We start from the raw sequence: 19,309 nt of genomic DNA on the forward strand, positions 1-19,309 counted from the left end.
GGTACAATTTTAATGGGTGCATTGTTTACGATTGTAACAAAAGCTATATAAATTGTTGTTTACAAATGTAATCAATCAAATGATTACATTTGTAACCACTAAAAATGTCTTATGAATTTAATGCTTTTAAATACTCTTTTTTCCGAAGTTAAAACGTCGGGATTGCATGGTCGGTATATCACCAATTCTGATATTGAAAAATGTTTAGAGAATTTATCAAAACCTAAAATTTCTACACTGGGATATTCTGTTGAGGAGCGTCCAATATATAGTTTGAAATTTGGTAATGGTCCGATTAAAATTTTGTTATGGTCCCAAATGCATGGCAATGAATCGACATCCACTAAAACACTTTTTGATTGTTTTAATGTTTTTGAAACTGAACATGAAATCTCAAAACAGATTTTAGAACAATGTACTTTAGAGGTCATTCCTATTTTAAATCCTGATGGTGCTGAACGTTATACGCGGATCAATGCCAACGAAGTTGATTTAAATAGAGATGCTCAAGATTTGTCTCAGCCAGAAAGTAAAATCTTACGTCAGGCATATATAGATTTTAAGCCTGATTATTGTTTTAACCTTCATGGTCAGCGAACTATTTTTAGTGCTGGTGAAACAAATAAGGTTGCTACTTTGTCGTTTTTGTCCCCTGCGCAAGACCAAGAACGACAGTTAACAGCTAATAGGAAAGCTGCTATGGTGATTATTGCTCAAATTAATGAATTGTTACAAGCTGAGATTCCGAATGGAATTGGACGCTACGATGATGGTTTTAATTTGAATTGTGTTGGGGATACGTTTCAGAGTTTTGGTGTACCTACATTATTATATGAAGCAGGACATTACAGAAATGATTATGATAGAGAAGAGGTGAGGAGATTAATGTTTATAGCGGTTTTAAAAGGGCTTGAGGTGATTGTAAATGGAGTCCATGCTGATGCGTATAAAGCTTATTTTGATATTCCAGAAAACGCCAAATGCTTCTATGATATTATCATAAGAAATGCAAAATGTAGAACCATGGAAGGTTGTGTTGATATAGCAATTCAGTATAAAGAAGTATTGAAACAAGGGAAATTGGAGTTTATTCCGATTATTGAGGAAATTTCAAAATTGAATTCCAAATTCGGACATAAAGAAATAGAAGCCAATCAGTTTTTGGTTGAGGCAATTGGGGAATCTGAACTAAATATAGGTTCCGAAATCGATTTCGTAATACTGAAAAATGAAAGAATATCATTAAAACCGTAAAAATATTCATTTTTAATGCATAATTGTTAATGTAAATATTCTATTTTTGCGTTTAGTTTAAAGATTATATAATTATGGCAAAGTTTAAATTAGATGAAGTTGATCACCAAATTCTCGATATGCTTATCGATAATACGCGTATTCCTTTTACAGATATAGCAAAGAAATTATTGATTTCTGCTGGTACTGTTCATGTTCGAGTTAAGAAAATGGAGGAAGCAGGGATTATTATGGGGTCATCTTTAACATTAGATTACCAGAAGCTAGATTATTCATTCATAGCTTATGTTGGTGTTTTCTTGCAAAACACATCGCAAACTAAATTTGTTTTAGAGCGAATTTCGGATATACCTTATGTAACCGTAGCGCATATTACTACAGGAAAATTTAATATTTTCTGTAAGATTAGAGCTAAAGACACTATGCATGCAAAGGATATTATCTTTATGTTAGATGATATAGATGGTGTTTATAGAACGGAAACAATGATTTCTTTAGAAGAGAGTCTCAATGATAAAAAACGTTTGATGCATACAATTTTTAATGAATTGTAATCAAAATAAAATACATTAATCAAAGCCCTTAGTTATTATGACTTAGGGCTTTTTTTATTCAACATATATATCATGAATTCTATTAACACTACAGAATACAACGCTTACTATAAGCCTTATTTAGATGCTCTCGATAATGATTTAGGTATCGTTGAAGGTTTAAATCAAAATTTAGATACCGTAGTTTCCTTTTTTTCGAATATTCCAGTAGAAAAACATAATTATGCCTATGATGAAGGTAAATGGACTATAAAAGATGTCTTGATTCACATTATTGATACGGAGCGTATTTTTGCTTATAGAGCTTTGAGAATTGCTAGAGAAGACAAAACACCACTGGCAGGTTTTGAACAAGATGATTACGTCTTGCATGCCTTTGCTGAAAATCGCTCTATGGATAGTTTATTAGAAGAGTTTGGAGCCGTGCGACGAGCAACGATTACATTGTTCACCACATTTAATGAGCAAACTTTACTTCGTATTGGAGAAGCGTCCGGATTCCCAGTTTCGGTTAGAGCAATTGGTTATATAATTAGAGGACATGAAAATCATCACGTAAAAATCATAAAAGAGCGTTATCTCTAATTAGCGTAATAATCAAATGCTTCCAAAATAAGTTCATTGCTAATGACGCAATCTAATTTTGGTTTTCCTATGGCTTCTAGAAGTACAAATTTTACAACACCATGACTATTCTTCTTGTCGTATTTTAATAATTCGATGATATGTTCCTGATCAGATTTAGTGATTTCAACTTTAGAGAACGTTTTTAAAATCCCATCGGTAATTGTTTCCAAGTCGTCGGTACCTAACCCACAAATTTTAGTAGATAAATAGGTTTCTAAAATCATGCCTATAGCAATCGCTTCACCATGTAATAAGGGAGTTTTATCAGCATTTTCCATGAAATAGCTTTCTATGGCATGGCCTAAAGTGTGCCCAAAATTTAAAATTTTCCTTAAGCTTTGTTCAGTAGGGTCAGAAGTAACAACTTTATTTTTAATAACGATGGATTCGTAAATAAGGCGATCTAAATCAGAAAGATCTAAATTTTCGAGATGTGTTAAGGTGTTCCAGTAGGTTTCGTCAAAAATTAAACCATGTTTTAGCATTTCAGCAAAACCAGAAACCATTTCGTTTTGAGGAAGTGTATCGAGAAAAGAAGTGTCTACACCAACCATTTCTCCTTCGTTAATAACACCAATTTGATTTTTTAAAGCCCCTAAGTCAACACCAGTTTTCCCTCCAACTGATGCATCAACCATGGCTAATAAAGATGTTGGAATATTGATGTACGATATACCTCGCATGTATGTGCTAGCTACAAAACCGCCTAAATCCGTAACGACTCCACCACCTAAATTAATGAGTAAGCTTTTACGGTCTGCATTATATTCTGATAATGCTTCCCAAACACCAGTACAAATATCAATGGATTTATGTTCTTCTCCGTTTGGCATTTCCATAATCTCTATGGCTATTTCTCCAGATTCAAGGCGTTCTAAGAACTTAGGTAGACAATAATCATGCGTATTTGTGTCTACAAGAACAAAAATCTTAGAAGGTTGTGTTGTTTTAATGTAGTTATTTAACTCAGTATAAACCCCAGAGTTGAAGTGTACTATTGCGTTTTTTGTTGAAATAGATTCCATATGAATAATTATGTGCGAAATATGACGTGAAAATACTTCCTTTTTAGAAAAAAATGTAACACTATAATAAATATATTTGCATTTATATTTTTTTAGCTCATGATAAATAGATCTCTCTTTGAGGACACAAGGACGGCGTTTACTTTAAAATCTGATTCAGAATTAGAGCGCGCTTATTTTTTATTCAAAATGATTTCTTCTGAGCCTTTAGTTCGGATTGGTACAGTGGCCACAAATTTTGCACTAAAAGCGCATTTACCAGTTGAGAAATTGATACGAGCTACTGTTTTTGACCATTTCTGTGGTGGGGTTAGTGAAGAAGATTGTTTGCCTGTTATAGATAAATTGTATACTGAAGGTGTAAGTTCTGTTTTGGATTATTCCGTTGAAGGCAAGGCTCAAGAAAATCAATTTGATAATGCTTTAGAGAAGATATTAAAGATTATTCATTTTTGCGATGATAGAGAAGCGATGCCTATTGTGGTTTTTAAGCCTTCGGGTTTTGGAAGGTTTTTACTATATCAAAAAAAGACAGAGGGAGTAGAATTAACTATTGAAGAAGAAGCGGAATGGCAACGAATAGTCAATCGTTTTGATAAGGTATGTAAATTAGCAAAAGAAAAGGATGTTGAAGTCTTAATTGATGGAGAAGAAAGTTGGATGCAAGATGCTGCTGACGATTTGGTAGAAGAAATGATGTGCCGCTATAATAAAGAGGTTACAATTGTTTACAATACATTACAATTGTACCGTTGGGATCGTTTAAAATATTTAAAAGACTTACACCAACGAGCAGAAGGAAAAGGATTTAAAATAGGGATGAAGATAGTTCGTGGTGCATATATGGAGAAGGAACGTGAACGTGCTATAGAGAAAGGATATGAGTCTCCAATTTGTGAAAATAAAAAAACTACGGACGATAATTTTAACGATACTTTAAATTATATTTTGAACAATTTAAATGATATTTCGGTTTTTATTGGAACACATAATGAAGCGAGTTGTTTGTTAGCAATGGAACTTATGGAGGTTAATAATATATCTAAAGAAGATAATAACGTTTGGTTTGGTCAATTATATGGCATGAGTGATCATATTAGCTTTAATTTAGCAGCTCAAGGTTACAATGTAGCGAAATATATTCCTTTTGGACCCGTTAAGGATGTGATGCCGTATTTAATTAGAAGGGCAGAGGAAAATACATCTGTTGCAGGACAAACGAGTCGGGAATTGACTTTGTTGAAGGCAGAGCGATTAAGGCGTAAGTTGTAGTTTTTTTATACGCGATTTAAGTGTTATATATTGAGTTTTATTCTAAAATTTTACTTTTCGTAGTTTCTATTTTAGATTGTCAATACGCTACATTATTTTGTGCTTCTCTCATCCTTAGGGCGATAAAGATTTATATAGTAGTAATTACGACTATCTAAATTGTTGTTTTAGAGTATTTTATCTATAATTATGAGGATTAATTTTCGCATTTTATACTTGTATTTACTAAAACTATTTCCATCATGATATTTGAATAAATTCACTAAAAATTGTGGGTTTTTAATGTAATGATCTCGCTTTTGAGTTTGTATAAACGAAGTTAATGCGTTTCTACTTATATTTTGTATGCCCTCAATATTTAGAGATTTTACTTTGCTTTCTGAACCAGTCATGGCCTTATAACCAGCTTCTATAGCGATATCAACACTCAATTGATTAAATCCACCACCTGGCCAGCAAATAAAATTTACAGGTTTGTTAAGTTTTTCTTGAATTATCCTTTTACTTTCCACTAAATCATAGGTATAGCGATCTCGCAAATCTTTATCGGATTCAAATTGTCCAGGGAATTGGTTTAGGTTTTGATCTAATTTTTTAATAAACTCTTTTTTGTTTATCGTACCTCCAGTATTAGAATATTCATTAATAGAATGTTCGATAAATTTTTCATTGGGAATATACTTTCGAACTTTTAAAGCCCTATCATATTCAAAAATTGGAGTGCCATATTTAGTGAATTTTGATTGATTTTCATTAATATAATATGGTTTCCTATTTGGTTGTGATAGCCACGATAGCCAATTATATTTGGGTTGACCTGTGTATATATCTATTATTTTGTTAGAGTAAAAATAAAAGTTATGACTCATACTATGAGATTGAATATCAATAACACCAGATTTTTGCATAGTGTTAAGCTCTGCCCAATTTAAAAAACCAAGTGGTTGAAGTTTAGATCTTTTAATTTTACCGTTCCAAACATCTTCTAAATTAGGTCTGATATCAGTACCATCAGGAATAAATTCTGGGTTAACAAAGATGGTGCCTTTCAAACCATATTTTTTAAGTATTGGAAAAGCATATACCCAATTATCTAAATAACCATCATCAAAAGTAAGTACTATTTTCTTTTTAGAATTTGAGTCTTTTTCCCAAGAGTCAAGAAATACAGTTTCATAGTTGTTATCAACTAAATACTTGCAGAAATTCTCAAAATGAATTATTGAAATAGAAAGCCATTTTCTATACCAATTTTCTTTTTCACAACCAATACTGTGTAGCATTAAGGTTTTCATAAATAGTGTTTTTTTAGTTTACTTTGATTTTGAAAAGAAGCTATACCATTTTTTCTTCCTTTGTGGATTATTGCCATAACCGTAGCCATAACCATAGCCTTTTTTATCAAAATTAGTTCCGTTTAAAAGCAGATTCATATTGGGCAACCTGTTATCTTTATAAAGCGGTTTAGCTACTGCAGATAATTGTCTTTTATCGACATTATTTGCACTAACAACATAAATAAACATGTCTGCAAATTTTGAGATTAACATTGTATCACTTACTAAGCCTACAGCCGAAGTATCTACGATAATATAATCATATTTATCTTCAAAATAATCAAATAAATCTTTAACTCTATCACTCATCAATAATTCTGAAGGGTTAGGAGGTATTGTTCCTGAGGAAATTACATCTAAATACGGATTGCTCTTTAATTTATTTATAATTTCATTTGGTTTTATTGATTTATTCGCAATATAATCTGATAAGCCAACTTCAGTAGTCGGTTTCTCATTAAGATATTTCATAATTTTAGGAACCCTGATATCCATTTCAATTAGTAACACCGTTTTTTCTGAGAAAGAAATAGATGATGCTAAGTTGGTGCTCGTATGTGATTTGCCTTCTTGCGCTCTTGTGGATGTAATAAATATTTTTTTAGTTTTAGAATTATTATTTTTTAATAGAAAATCTATGTTAGATCTAATAATTCTGAAAGCTTCAGCTTTTGCTGAATAATCAACTTTAGACACTAGCTTTGTTTTTTTACTAGTCAATGGGATATCTCCTATATATGGAATGTTTAGAACACTTAATAGGTCGTCTTTATCATAAATTTTGGTATCTAATAGGTCTTTTAGGTAAATAATTCCAATGGGAAGCATCAAACCTAGGATTAGAGCAGCTAAATAGGTAATCATTTTATTAGGTGAAACAGGCGAATATGACGAATAGGCATTGTCGATAATTTTAGCATTGGATGTGAACATTCCAAGTGTAATAGCTGACTCTTCCCGTTTTTCTAATAAATATAAGTAAAGTGATTCTTTGATGCTTTGTTGGCGTTCTATGCTTCTTAGTTGTTTTTGCTTAGTAGGGGCAGAATACAATTGACCTCTAATTCTGGCATCCTCTTTATTTAAACTGTTAAGTGTAATTTCACTTGATCTTTTCATGCTTTCAAGTGAACTCGATAGATTTTCTTTTAAAGAATTAATTTGATTATTTAAATTGATGACAACTGGGTTGCTTTCAGATGAATTTTTTAAAAGCTTATCACGTTCTGCAACTAATTCATTATGTGTTTGAGTGACTTGACTTATAGTTCCGTCAGATATTCCAATATTTGCAGGTAAAAGATCAGAATTTTTATTTTTTTCTTGTATTTCTTGTTGTAAGTAATCGATTAGTTGAATCGTGTTAGCAGTATTATTAATTTGATTTTCATTTTGTCTTTCACTTTGCAGGTATATATCTGCCTGAGCTCCAAGAGCTGTTAAATTATTTCGTTTTTGCAGTTGCTCTGCAGTGAAGTCCACCTCTTCTAATTCTTTAAACACCAATTCTAGCCGATTATTAATAAAGTCAGATGTTACTTTAACGACTTCTTCTTTATCTGTAATAACGTCATTATTGTACTCTTTAATTAAATGATTCAAAAAATTTATAGCTCTTTCTGGGATGTTATCTTCGAGCCCTAATCTTACTACGCTAGATTCGTCTGTAGTTGATATTGAAAGCTTTTTACTATAACGACTTATCGATGAAGAAATACGATTAATTGATACTCTTAAGTTACTTCCTGTTTCCGGACTGTATTTTCCACTATTAGGAACAATGACGATATCACCAAAACCTGTTTTAATTCGGTCACCAAATAAAAAGGATTTACCTAAAGCATCATCACGATTTATGAGTGAATTCCCATCATCTTTAAACATTAAAAACTCTGAGGGTGATTTTATCTTAATAAAAAGCGTTGTGTCTATTTGATGGATAACGGAATCGTTAGCAAAAAAATTTATTTTTATGGGAGGATTTTTGTAAATCTCTTGTTCTTTTATTTTACCTTGTTTATAATACGTAATATTCAGCTTTAAATCCTTTACAATATTAGATATTAATGTTCTAGAGGTCATAACTGCAATTTCATCTTTTATTGCAGATGATTTGCCAGATAAAAGACTACTTCCGCTTAGTTCTGCTAAACTTGGTAGTTTTTGAGATTCCTGATCATCTTTTATTCTTATTGTAGCAGATGCTTGATATTGTTTAGTTGAATATCGTAAATGCGTGTAAGCCAGCGCTAAAGCAATAATGACAAAAAAAGAAATGAACTTCCATCGGGAAAGATAAAGACTAAGTGTTTTTTTTATGACTTTCGTAGATAAAATGTTTTTTGTATCCATGTAATATTAAGATTGTAAAAGCTTAAATTATTTTATTAAAAACACAGCTATAACTGTTGTTAAAGTTCCTATGGCTGAAATTAAGACACTATTATTTTGGTTATATGTTGATGAACGTATTTTTGCATTATTTGGTTCTACATATATAACATCGTTTTGTTGGAGATAGTAAAGTGGTGAATTAACAGAATTAATTGATGTTAAATCAATATTAGCGAACTTCTTTTTTCCATCAACTTCCCTAATCAATTTTACATTTTTTCGTTTTCCATAAATGGTTAAATCACTAGCATAACCTAGAGCCTCTAATATAGTCACTCTTTCATCTTGCATCGTAAAAGTTCCTGGTCGATTAACTTCTCCAATTATAGTTATGGTAAAGTTTGCCAATCTAACATTTACAATAGGATCTTTTGCCATAGGACTAATGCGTTCTACTAACATAGTTGTTAATTCTGCTCGTGTTAGCCCTCCAACTTTTAAGGTTCCAAAAACAGGAAATTCAATATTACCATTATAATCAATCAAATAAGTTTGTTGGGTTAATGCACCTTGGGCACTCGTTAAGTTTGTGGTGTTATGAGAAGCGACAGGTAAATTAAAGGGGATAACGGTAGCTGGGTCTAATGCAGTTACGTTAATTGTTAAAATATCGTCGGGCTTGTAAATTAGTTCTGCTGGTTCAGATGATATTTGTCCTTCTGAAAGTGGTTCATCTTGAAAGTAGATAAAATCTTTTCGTGAACGACAAGAAGTTGCTGTAATTATTGTTAGTATTAAGATAATTAGAATGCGTGTTTTCATATTGAGTGATTGTTATAAGATTGATTAGAGGCACTGATTATTTTTTTATATCTAGAACTTCATATGTTGAATTGTTAGATACATATTCAGGTATTAATTGTTTTATGGAAGATACTATTTCTAAAGGTTGTGTTAAGGAATTTATAGATGTTAGTTTATTTATTTGATTTTCGACATTATAAATATCGACGTGTCTTGATTTTGCAATCATAATTTTTTCGTGATAGGTTTTTTTTGTGTTTTCACCATCAGCTAAAAGTTCTTCGTAAATTTTTTCACCTGGTCGTAAGCCTGTGATTTTAATATTTATATCTTCTGGATACCTTAGTCCAGACAAAATAATCATGTTAGTAGCAAGGTTAAAAATCTTAATAGGTTCACCCATGTCAAAGACAAAAATTTCACCACCATTACCCATAGCTGCTGCTTCTAAAACTAGCTGACAAGCCTCTGGAATAGTCATGAAATAACGCGTAATTTCCTTGTGGGTTACTGTTAGTGGACCTCCTTTTTCGATTTGCTTCTTAAACAATGGAATGACAGATCCATTTGAACCTAAAACATTTCCAAACCTAGTAGTTATAAACTTTGTATGCCCTTTACCTTTTAGACAGCTAACATAAAGTTCCGCTATACGCTTAGTTGCGCCCATTACATTTGTTGGGTTTACAGCTTTATCTGTGGAAATTAAAACAAATTTATCGACGCTATGTTTTACTGCGATGTCAGCAACATTTTTAGTGCCACCAATATTAACGCTTACGGCTTCATATGGATTATTTTCCATTAAAGGTACATGTTTATATGCAGCCGCATGAAAAATTATTTTAGGTTTGTACAGATTGAATATTTGGTCTATTCTAGTTCTATTACGAACATCAGCTACTATAGCGTCAATATTTTCTAGGCCTTGTTGTCTGAATTCTTGCTGAATATCATAAAGTGCAGACTCTGCGTTATCTACTAAGATTAATTTCTTATAGTTATATAAGCTAATTTTTCTACAAATTTCACTTCCTATTGAGCCAGCTGCTCCCGTGACTAAAATAACTTTGTTATCGTATTGTTCCTCTAAATCAGGATTTTTTATATTAATAGGATCTCTCCCTAAAAGGTCTTCTATTTTAACTTCTTTAATTTGACCTACACTTAAATCACCATCTATCCAGCTTTGCACAGGAGGTACTATTTTAACTTTTAGACCTAATGAAAAAAGGCTACCGGTAATTTGAAGCAGTCGTGTAGGGTCAATATTCTGAATTGAAATTATAACGTCTTTAATATTATGATTTTCAATGAAGTTTTCATCTATTGATTTTAAGCTATATACTTTTAGTAGATTTATCTTTTTTCCTATTTTACGTTCATCATCGTCAATAAAACCAACAACCTCAAAGCCGCTTTTAGTATCATTTTGAATAGCATCATATGTTAACATTCCTGAATTTCCTGCTCCAAAAATTAACACTTTAGAAATCGATTTAAAATCTTGAGTGATATGGTTGTAAATTGATTTTATAAACAGTTTTGCACCAATTAGAAATAGAATATTTAATAACAAGTGAATGTAAATAATTGAGCCAGATATATTAAAAATACTATCTTGTCCTAATGTTTTTCGAGTTAAAAATGTGCAAAATATGAGAATAGTCGCTAAAATATTTGCGCCGATAACAATGTTTATGATGTCTTTAAATCCTGTGAATCGAACAACACCTTTATATGAGCCTACTGCAATAAAACTAATAATGGCTATTAATGCCACGTATGGAATCTGATTTAATAGATTAATGAAATCAAAATCTATTTGAAAATTATAACGAATTAAATACGCAAGGAAGAATGAAGCTACTACAATTATAACATCAAATAAGAGTACAAGCCATTTTGAAGCATATTTTTTCGATATTTTATTTAGAAGTTTAACTATCATGTTACAAAATACGAATTTATTGCAGAAATAACTCTTTCTAATTCATTATCAGTAAGATTTGAGCCACTAGGTAAACATAATCCTCTTTCGAAAAGCTCGTCTGAAACACCGTTAAGGTAGCTAGAATATTCTTTAAAAATGGGCTGTTGGTGCATTGGTTTCCACAACGGTCGAGATTCTATGTTTTCCTCTTCCAATGCTAATCTTAAGCCCTCGCGAGTCTCTTTTGAGTCTAAAAGAATACAAGACAACCAACGGTTAGAAAAATGTCCTTCAGGTTCCTTGAGAAAAGTAATTCTATCAATGTGTTTCAGTGCATCTACATAGAATTTATAATTAGAGCGACGTTTTGCAACGTGACTATCTAAAATTGTCATTTGTCCTCGGCCAATACCTGCAACAATATTAGACATTCTATAATTATACCCAATTTCAGAGTGTAAGTAATGCGGAGCATTATCTCTAGCTTGTGTCGCTAAGAAAATAGCTTTTTCTTTAAACGTTAATGTTTTAGTAACTAAAGCTCCACCACCTGATGTTGTTATAATCTTATTACCATTAAAAGATAGGATCGAAAAATCTCCAAATGTCCCACAATTTTCACCTTTATATTGGCTCCCCAATGATTCTGCACTATCTTCAACTATTGGGATATTATATTTTAAAGCAATTTTGTTAATTTCGTCAACTTTATAAGGCATGCCGTATAAATGCACAGCAATAATTGCTTTTGGTTTGATTCCTTTAGCAACTCTATCTTTAATAGCCGTTTCTAGTTGAATAGGACACATATTCCAAGTTTCACTTTCACTATCAACAAACACAGGTGAGGCGCCTTGGTAAACAATAGGATTGGCAGATGCAGAAAAGGTTTTACTTTGACAAATGACTTCATCCCCATAGCCAACTCCTAGCAAAATAAGACTGAGGTGCAGAGCAGAAGTACCAGAAGCCAAAGCGGCAACATGTCGGTTTTTGCTCAAATATGATTTTATATCATCTTCAAAGCCATTAACATTTGGACCTAATGGTGCTACCCAGTTGGACTTAAAAGCTTCATTAATATAAGATAATTCGTTACCACTCATGTGTGGTGAGGATAGCCATATTTTAGGTTTCATAAGTGAAAATTGTTAAGTAATTATTATATTACTATTCAATTTCATGTCAATAGAGGGATCTGGGACACGATCAAATTCAATAATGTAAATATCTGTTATTATCTTGATTTAATACAAATTAATACGATGAAAAGTAAATAATTACGTCCTTAATGACAATATATTATTGTTTCGATTAATCTAAAATATCTTTGAATGCAGTTTTGAAACAAATAATATTTGTGATATTAACAAATCTATTATTAACTCATAACATTATAAAATTTTAATTTAATTAGATATAACGTATTTTTACCATTAAATTCGTGCATATAATATGTGTTTTTTATACATAAATTATGTTACATACTACTTTAATATTATGTATTAAACCATTGAAAATAAATTAAGTACATGAATATTTTAATTACTTCAGCAGGACGAAGGGTGTCTTTGGTTAGATCTTTTCAGAAAGAATTAAAAGGAACATATCCGAATTCAAAAGTATATGCCGCAGATGCTGAGCCATTATTGTCAGCAGCTTGTCAAATTGCAGATGGTTTTTTTAAAGTAGCGCGGTTAGATGATCCTAATTATATTGAAGATTTAATTGGGTTTTGTAAACTTCACGATATTAAGTTGGTTATACCAACAATTGACACAGAACTTCTTGAACTTGCTAAAAACAAAGAAATTTTTACACAAGAGGGTATTGAAGTTGTTATTTCATCGGCTGATTTTGTGTCTAAATGTAGAAATAAACGTGTAATTCATGAGTTTTTTATAGAACATAACGTAAATGTAGCAAAGGAATACGCTAAAGACAACTATGAATTGCCACTTTTTATTAAGCCTATAGATGGGAGTAGAAGTGTGGACACTTATATTATTAAAGCTGAAGAAGAGCTTATAGACTATCATTTTACTAATAATAAATTAATGTTTTTAGAATATTTAGATCATGATGATTTTGATGAATTTACATGTGATTTATATTTTAGTAAGGATCATAATTTGAGGTGTGTAGTACCTCGTAAACGATTAGAAGTGAGAGATGGTGAAGTGTATAAAGCTTTGACTTCTAATAATGTATTGGTGTCTTATTTAAAGAAAAACTTAAAGCATATTACAGGAGCTGCTGGCTGCCTAACCGCTCAGTTTTTTGTTCACAAAAATGATTCTGAAAAAATTTATGCTATAGAAATTAACCCAAGATTTGGTGGAGGATATCCACTGTCGTATTTATCGGGCGCTAATTTTTCTAAATGGATTATTGAAGAATATCTTCTCAATAAGACAATAGGCGATCAATTTGAGAGTTGGGAAAGTGATTTATTAATGATTCGTTATGATGATGAAGTTTTAGTGCATGGATATAAAGGTTGATACAAATACGGTAGTTGTCTTTGACTTAGATGATACTTTATATAACGAATTAGATTTTTTAAAATCCGCATACAGATCAATAGCTGAGTTTTTGGACTTAGACAACTGGAAACCATTGTATTCAAAGATGTTTTCGTTGTATCGCTGTAAAATAAATGTGTTTAAAACTCTTGCAGAATCGCATAATATAGAGTTAAGCGTATTAGTGGACTTGTATAGAAATCATCAGCCAGAAATTCAGTTGTTTGAAGGAGTTCTTGATATTTTTGAAGCAATAAAGTCTAAAGGTGGTTACATAGCGATAATTACCGATGGTAGATCAAAAACGCAAAGGGCTAAATTAAAGAGTTTAGGTATTTTAAATTATTTAGATTTCATTGTTATTTCTGAAGAAAGTGGTAAAGAAAAACCCGATTCAGCTAATTTTAAGGCTATTGAACAAGCATTATCAGGTGTACAATACTACTACATCGCAGATAATCTGAAGAAGGATTTTATTGCTCCTAACACTTTAGGATGGAAAAGCGTAGCACTCATTGATAATGGAAAAAATATCCATTTTGAATCTCATAAATTTATGAGTATAGAATGCGCACCAAACGAATTTATTGAGAACTTTAAAGATATTACGATTCTGTAGAGCCTTTAAATTCAGGCATATCTATATTATCTGAATTGTTTATATCCTTTCTATTAATCACCTTGTCAATAGTTTTGAGTATAATTTTAAAATCGAATGCAAACGACTGATGATCTACATAGTAGACATCATATTCAAATTTTTGTTCCCAACTTATGGCATTTCTTCCATTGACTTGAGCCCAACCTGTGATTCCTGGTAGTACCTCGTGTCTTCTATTTTGAGTTTTACTGTACCGTTCTAAATATTCTGGTAATAAGGGTCTTGGGCCAATTAAACTCATGTCCCCTTTAATGATATTGATAAGTTGAGGCAATTCATCTAACGATAATTTTCTACAAATACTTCCAACTTTAGTAACACGTTCCATAGCAGGCAAGAGGTTGCCTTCGTTGTCCGTTTTATCGGTCATAGTCTTAAACTTAATAATTGTAAAAAGCTTTCCGTTTTTACCAGCACGTAATTGATAGAAAAAAGGTTTACCATTATTTAATATTAAGAGACTAATAACTAGAAATAAAAATAAGGGAGAAATCATTAAGAGCCCGATAAATGCCGCTAAAAAATCGAAAATACGTTTGATGAGTGTCTTATAGATATTCATAATGTGTTATGATTTAAGAACTGCTTTTATCAATTGTAACAAATCGTTGTTTATTATGGTAACGTCAAATCGTTCTTCAGCATACGTTCTACTATTCCTACCCATTTCCTTGATTTTTTCTGGATGTGTAATAAAAAATTCCATCGGTTTAATTAAGGCTTCTAAATTTTGAGGCTGAATTAAAAATCCGTTAACTCCTTCTTTTACAGATTCTCTACAACCTACTGAATCCGTTGTGATAATTGGGTTTCCACAAGCACACGCTTCTAGGGTTGTTCTTGGTAAACCCTCTCTATAGTAGCTTGGTAATACAAAAATATCATTATTATGAAGATGTTCAGAGATATTGTTTTGTTCACCATGAAATACGATAATACCATCTTGGTGTAGTGTATTTAGTTCGTCTACACTAATTGCGGAAGGAGACGTTTCGGGTGAACCAATTAAATGAAATTCTGTTTTAGGATATTTAGCTTTTAATATTTTAGCTGCATCCATGTAAAATGCTATACCTTTTTCTTTTATTAGCCGCGCGACTAATAAAAAACTAACATGCTCTGACGATTGTTTTTCTTTAAAACTAAATCGGTTAAGATTAACGCCGGAGCCACTTACAAACGCCACTTTTTGATTCTTAGATATAATTTTTCTATCTAAAAATAATTGGTGGTCATCCTTGTTTTGGAAAACAATAACTTTATTTTTTCGAATAGAAAGTTTATATAAAGTTTCATTGAATCGCTGTAATAATCGAGCTTTAGTAGATAAACCAGTAAAAGCGTATCCTAAACCTGTGATTAAAGAAATAACCGGGACATTACATTGATTAGCGGCAATTGAGCCATAAATAACGGGTTTCACGGTATAAGGAAATACTAGATCTATATGGTGCTTTTTAATAAGAGCTTTTAGTTCCTTTATAGATTGAAGATCTTTGATAGGGTTAAGGCCTGTTCTATTTAAATTGAATTCGACAGGAATTGCACCTAATTCTTTAAGTTTAGTACATATATCGTCAGGATGCTCTGGTGCGGCAGTAAAAACTTCATACCCATTCTTTATTAAACTCTGAATAAAGTCTCCTCTAAAATTTATTAAAGAACCCGATAGAGATGCTATAAGTAATATTCTTTTTTTATCCATCTTTAACTAGGCTTGTTTTAAGAAATTAAATTTGTACCATTTCTGGAAACAGTAATAAGACCAAACTCTAAACGTGCTATCTTTTTTGCTTTCTAAATGATCTGTAACTAATTTAGTGATCACTTCAGCATTAAATATACCTTGAGATTTTAATAACTGTGGTTCAATATAACTTTCTAATTCTTTTCTAAGGCTTTGTCTTAACCAATCTCCTGTAGGACTACCAAATCCACTTTTACCTTTTTCAAGAAAATCTTTAGGAAACTGGTCTCTAAATGCTTCTTTTAGAATGTGTTTTTTGTTCCAACCTTTCATTAAATAGCTTTCCGGCAAGGTATTTGTAAATTCCCATAATTCTCTATTTAGAAAAGGTGCTCTACATTCTAAAGAGGTGAGCATACTCGTTCTATCTACTTTGGCTAGCATTCCTCCTTCTAAACTCAGTATTTTGTCAACAAGCCTAAAATCGGTTAAGGTTTCAATTTTTTGTTTTCCTAAGACCGCTTTGTATTCTTTAAAAATATTAGATTCGAAATAATCTGGAGACATACTTTCCTCTAATTGCTTACTTGTATTTGCTAAAGAAACTATATTCCAATAGAACTCCCCGTCATAGTCAATAGAGTTTAGAAGTTTATTAATTTGAAATTTTCTACCACGCGTATCATCCTTATTAATGAGGTATTTGTTACTTAAACCTGCAATAGATTTATGAAGCCCTTTTGGAATAACACTAGTATATTTTTTATTCATTTTACCAATGTAATACTTGTTGTAGCCACCAAACACTTCATCACCACCATCACCAGTTAGAGCGACAGTAACATGTTCTCTTGTTTTTTCGGACAGTAGGTGGGTAGGGAGAGCAGCGGTATCAGAGAAAGGTTCGTCAAAATTTATTAAAATTTCATGAATGTTATTTTTAAGATCATTCTCATCGATTATAAATTCGTGATGATTACTTTTTAATTGTTTGGCTACTATTCTCGATTTATCAGTCTCATCATAGGATGCTTTTTTAAATCCAATTGAAAACGTATCAATTTTTTTATCTGTGGTCTGTGCTAAACACAGGGAAATAATAGAGGAATCTACACCACCTGATAAAAATGTACCTAAACCAACATCTGCGATAGATCTGCTATCTACACTTTTATATACGAGATCTTTGGTTTTGGCTTTAGCATCCTCGAAAGAAATGTTAGACGCTTTAGGTTTAGGTTCAGCGTTTATTTTATGGATTGTAGTATTATGTGATGATAAATCATATTCAATATAATGATTAGCTTCAAGCTTAAATATATTCTCGTAGATGGTGTGTGGTGCTGGGATATATGTTAGTCTAAAATAAAGATTTAAGCCTTTTTTTGAAATGTTAGGTCTGAAGTCTAATGTATTAATTATAGATTTTAATTCTGACGCCCAAATAAATTCCTTGTCAGTATGCGTGTAATACAATGGTTTTTCTCCAAAGAAATCGCGTGCAATAAATAGTTTGTTAAGATTTTTATCATAGATGCTAAAACCGTACATGCCATCTAGCCATTGAAAGGATTCTACTCCGTATTTTTCATAGGCTTTTAAGATTACTTCGGTATCACTAGATGTTTCAAAAGTTACGCCTTCGGATTCTAATTTCGATTTTAAGACTTTGTAATTATAGATTTCGCCATTGAATACAATAACAATTTGCTTATCATCTGAAAAGATAGGTTGTTGACCTGATGATAAATCAATAATAGACAACCTACGCATTGCCATACCAACTGTTAATTGGTCGTTTTCTTCAGAAAATACGCCGTCTTCATCTGGTCCTCTATGAATAATGAGGTCATTCATGGAGTTAAGGATGGAGGTGATGTCGTCTTTTTTTCTGTTCGTTTTGGCGATGATGCCGTTAATTCCACACATCTATTCTATTATTAATTCTGTATAAAGAAATTAAATTTTTTATAAATACTTTTTAACTCATAGTCTTTTGAGCGTTGTAAACTCAACTTGCTAAATTTTTCTCTTTGTTTTGGATTATTATGAAAATAATCTAAAGCTTTACTTAATCCAATATCATCATCATTATTGACAAGTAAGCCGTATTTGGCAATAAAAAACTCACCGTTGTTAATATTGACTTCATTGTTTTCATTTAATAATTCTAGTGGGCCAGACAAACAATTAGTTGATATACTAGGTAGACCCATGGCCATAGCTTCAATTAACGCATTTGGAAATCCTTCGGTGAAAGATGAAAGTACAAAACATTGGCTATCTACTAAATAATCATTCACATTTTTTACTTTCCCTATTAGAGCGATGCTGCCTTCAAGTTGAAATTTGTTTATTTCATTTTGCAAATAATCCTTTAAATCTCCACTTCCAAGTATTGAAAAGTTATAATTAAAAGCTGATTCATTTATTGCTCGAATAACCATTATTTGATTTTTTCTTTTAATTAAACTTCCTGCGGTGATTACTTTTAATGTATCCACAGAAGTATTTAATTTTTCAGAATCTATTAATGATTTAGGTGTTTCTATAGGGTTATAAATAACTTCCATTGGGATATCAACACCAAAGTTATCTTTTAAATCTCTATTTATGTGCACAGAATTTGAAAATAATTTATCACATCTATTATAAAAAATTGGATAAAATAATTTAGAAATATAAAGTGATAGCTTACTGGATACATTATCGGAAGGAAAACCTCTTTCACTAATAATAGTCTTTACCTTTTTGTTGAATGTAGAAATAATACCATTGATTAAGTTTGGAAAGGCTAAAAAAGAGACTGAGATAGCGATATGCTCTGTTTTAACTAAACGATAATACTTTATTATAAACTTATAGGCATCGATAATTTTTAAATAGAAGGGCCTGTCAGGCCCTTTATTAGAAAGGACAATAACATTAACATCTTCTGGAATTGGAAAATGAACCTCATCATAAAATATAACTAAATATACATTATAATTATGTACTAACTTCTTAAGGAGTAGACTGATCACCTTTTCGGCACCTCCACTACCTAGAGATATGCAAAGTATGCTAATATTTTGTTTTGAGTTTGGGGCCATAATTTATTCATTCTTCTACAATAATTATTCAAAAATAGTTAGGTCTATATATGAATAAAAAATAATTCTTAATTACCTTCGGTGTCAAATATAAGTGGTACATATTTTAAAAAAACATTTCTTCGATTTCTTGAGCACTTTTAATGTTTAATAGCTTAATTAGCGACTGATTTTTTTCTTACAAAGGGAATATTTTGATTTTTA

General features: G+C 31.4%; 16 protein-coding genes. 6 read left to right on the forward strand and 10 right to left on the reverse strand.

Annotated features, from left to right (window positions below):
- The first annotated feature begins 111 nt into the window (after positions 1–111).
- The 3 genes from KO515_RS17865 to KO515_RS17875 all read left to right on the forward strand — a co-directional run bounded on the left by KO515_RS17865 (position 112) and on the right by KO515_RS17875 (position 2,393).
- Positions 112–1,254: a M14 family zinc carboxypeptidase gene (locus KO515_RS17865; RefSeq protein ID WP_215937705.1), complete on the forward strand. Its 1,143-nt coding sequence runs from the start codon at positions 112–114 to the stop codon at positions 1,252–1,254.
- Positions 1,255–1,328: 74 nt separating this feature from the next.
- Positions 1,329–1,808, forward strand: coding sequence for an Lrp/AsnC family transcriptional regulator (locus KO515_RS17870; protein WP_092443151.1), 480 nt, complete (start codon positions 1,329–1,331; stop codon positions 1,806–1,808).
- Positions 1,809–1,880: 72 nt separating this feature from the next.
- Positions 1,881–2,393 (forward strand): DinB family protein, encoded by a 513-nt coding sequence (locus KO515_RS17875; protein WP_215937706.1) that lies wholly within the window; start codon positions 1,881–1,883, stop codon positions 2,391–2,393.
- Here KO515_RS17875 and aroB read toward each other — a convergent pair.
- Positions 2,390–3,460: a 3-dehydroquinate synthase gene (gene aroB, locus KO515_RS17880; RefSeq protein ID WP_215937707.1), complete on the reverse strand. Its 1,071-nt coding sequence runs from the start codon at positions 3,458–3,460 to the stop codon at positions 2,390–2,392. The two genes, KO515_RS17875 and aroB, sit on opposite strands and share 4 nt — an antisense overlap.
- A 99-nt stretch (positions 3,461–3,559) precedes the next feature.
- Here aroB and KO515_RS17885 point away from each other — a divergent pair, with 99 nt between their 5' ends.
- Positions 3,560–4,732 carry a proline dehydrogenase family protein gene (locus KO515_RS17885; RefSeq protein ID WP_215937708.1) on the forward strand — a complete coding sequence of 391 codons (1,173 nt, stop codon included), beginning with the start codon at positions 3,560–3,562 and terminating at the stop codon, positions 4,730–4,732.
- A 167-nt stretch (positions 4,733–4,899) separates the two neighbouring features.
- Here KO515_RS17885 and KO515_RS17890 read toward each other — a convergent pair whose 3' ends face one another.
- From KO515_RS17890 to KO515_RS17910, 5 genes are read right to left on the reverse strand one after another with little or no spacing between them, the layout of a single operon-like run.
- Positions 4,900–6,027: a polysaccharide deacetylase family protein gene (locus KO515_RS17890; protein ID WP_215937709.1), complete on the reverse strand. Its 1,128-nt coding sequence runs from the start codon at positions 6,025–6,027 to the stop codon at positions 4,900–4,902.
- 18 nt (positions 6,028–6,045) lie between these two features.
- Positions 6,046–8,421 carry a GumC family protein gene (locus KO515_RS17895; RefSeq protein ID WP_215937710.1) on the reverse strand — a complete coding sequence of 792 codons (2,376 nt, stop codon included), beginning with the start codon at positions 8,419–8,421 and terminating at the stop codon, positions 6,046–6,048.
- A gap of 27 nt (positions 8,422–8,448) precedes the next feature.
- Entirely contained in the window at positions 8,449–9,225 is a 777-nt protein-coding gene (locus KO515_RS17900; RefSeq protein ID WP_215937711.1) for a polysaccharide biosynthesis/export family protein, read from the reverse strand.
- Positions 9,226–9,262: 37 nt separating this feature from the next.
- Positions 9,263–11,158, reverse strand: a complete 1,896-nt coding sequence (locus KO515_RS17905) for a polysaccharide biosynthesis protein (protein ID WP_215937712.1) — start codon at positions 11,156–11,158, stop codon at positions 9,263–9,265.
- Positions 11,155–12,279, reverse strand: coding sequence for a DegT/DnrJ/EryC1/StrS family aminotransferase (locus KO515_RS17910; protein ID WP_215937713.1), 1,125 nt, complete (start codon positions 12,277–12,279; stop codon positions 11,155–11,157). The genes KO515_RS17905 and KO515_RS17910 overlap by 4 nt, the downstream gene beginning before the upstream one ends.
- 393 nt (positions 12,280–12,672) lie before the next feature.
- Between KO515_RS17910 and KO515_RS17915 the strand changes: the two genes are divergently transcribed.
- Together KO515_RS17915 and KO515_RS17920 are read left to right on the forward strand one after the other, a co-directional pair.
- A complete protein-coding gene (locus KO515_RS17915) occupies positions 12,673–13,644 on the forward strand; it encodes an ATP-grasp domain-containing protein (RefSeq protein WP_215937714.1) in 972 nt (323 codons plus the stop codon).
- Positions 13,628–14,284: an HAD family hydrolase gene (locus tag KO515_RS17920; RefSeq protein ID WP_215937715.1), complete on the forward strand. Its 657-nt coding sequence runs from the start codon at positions 13,628–13,630 to the stop codon at positions 14,282–14,284. Before KO515_RS17915 ends, KO515_RS17920 begins: the two co-directional genes overlap by 17 nt.
- Here KO515_RS17920 and KO515_RS17925 read toward each other — a convergent pair.
- The 4 genes from KO515_RS17925 to KO515_RS17940 are packed head-to-tail and all read right to left on the reverse strand — an operon-like array spanning position 14,271 to position 19,105.
- The gene (locus tag KO515_RS17925; RefSeq protein ID WP_215937725.1) at positions 14,271–14,882 is read right to left on the reverse strand and encodes a sugar transferase; all 612 of its coding nucleotides are present in this window, start codon (positions 14,880–14,882) and stop codon (positions 14,271–14,273) included. The two genes, KO515_RS17920 and KO515_RS17925, sit on opposite strands and share 14 nt — an antisense overlap.
- Positions 14,883–14,894: 12 nt before the next feature.
- Positions 14,895–16,031 carry a glycosyltransferase family 4 protein gene (locus tag KO515_RS17930; protein WP_215937716.1) on the reverse strand — a complete coding sequence of 379 codons (1,137 nt, stop codon included), beginning with the start codon at positions 16,029–16,031 and terminating at the stop codon, positions 14,895–14,897.
- A 6-nt stretch (positions 16,032–16,037) separates the two neighbouring features.
- Positions 16,038–17,942 carry an asparagine synthase (glutamine-hydrolyzing) gene (gene asnB / locus KO515_RS17935; RefSeq protein ID WP_215937717.1) on the reverse strand — a complete coding sequence of 635 codons (1,905 nt, stop codon included), beginning with the start codon at positions 17,940–17,942 and terminating at the stop codon, positions 16,038–16,040.
- Positions 17,943–17,953: 11 nt separating this feature from the next.
- Positions 17,954–19,105, reverse strand: coding sequence for a glycosyltransferase (locus KO515_RS17940; protein WP_215937718.1), 1,152 nt, complete (start codon positions 19,103–19,105; stop codon positions 17,954–17,956).
- Positions 19,106–19,309: the final 204 nt, after the last annotated feature.

It is taken from the genome of Winogradskyella psychrotolerans (assembly GCF_018860545.1).
Taxonomy (GTDB): Bacteria; Bacteroidota; Bacteroidia; order Flavobacteriales; family Flavobacteriaceae; genus Winogradskyella; species Winogradskyella psychrotolerans_A.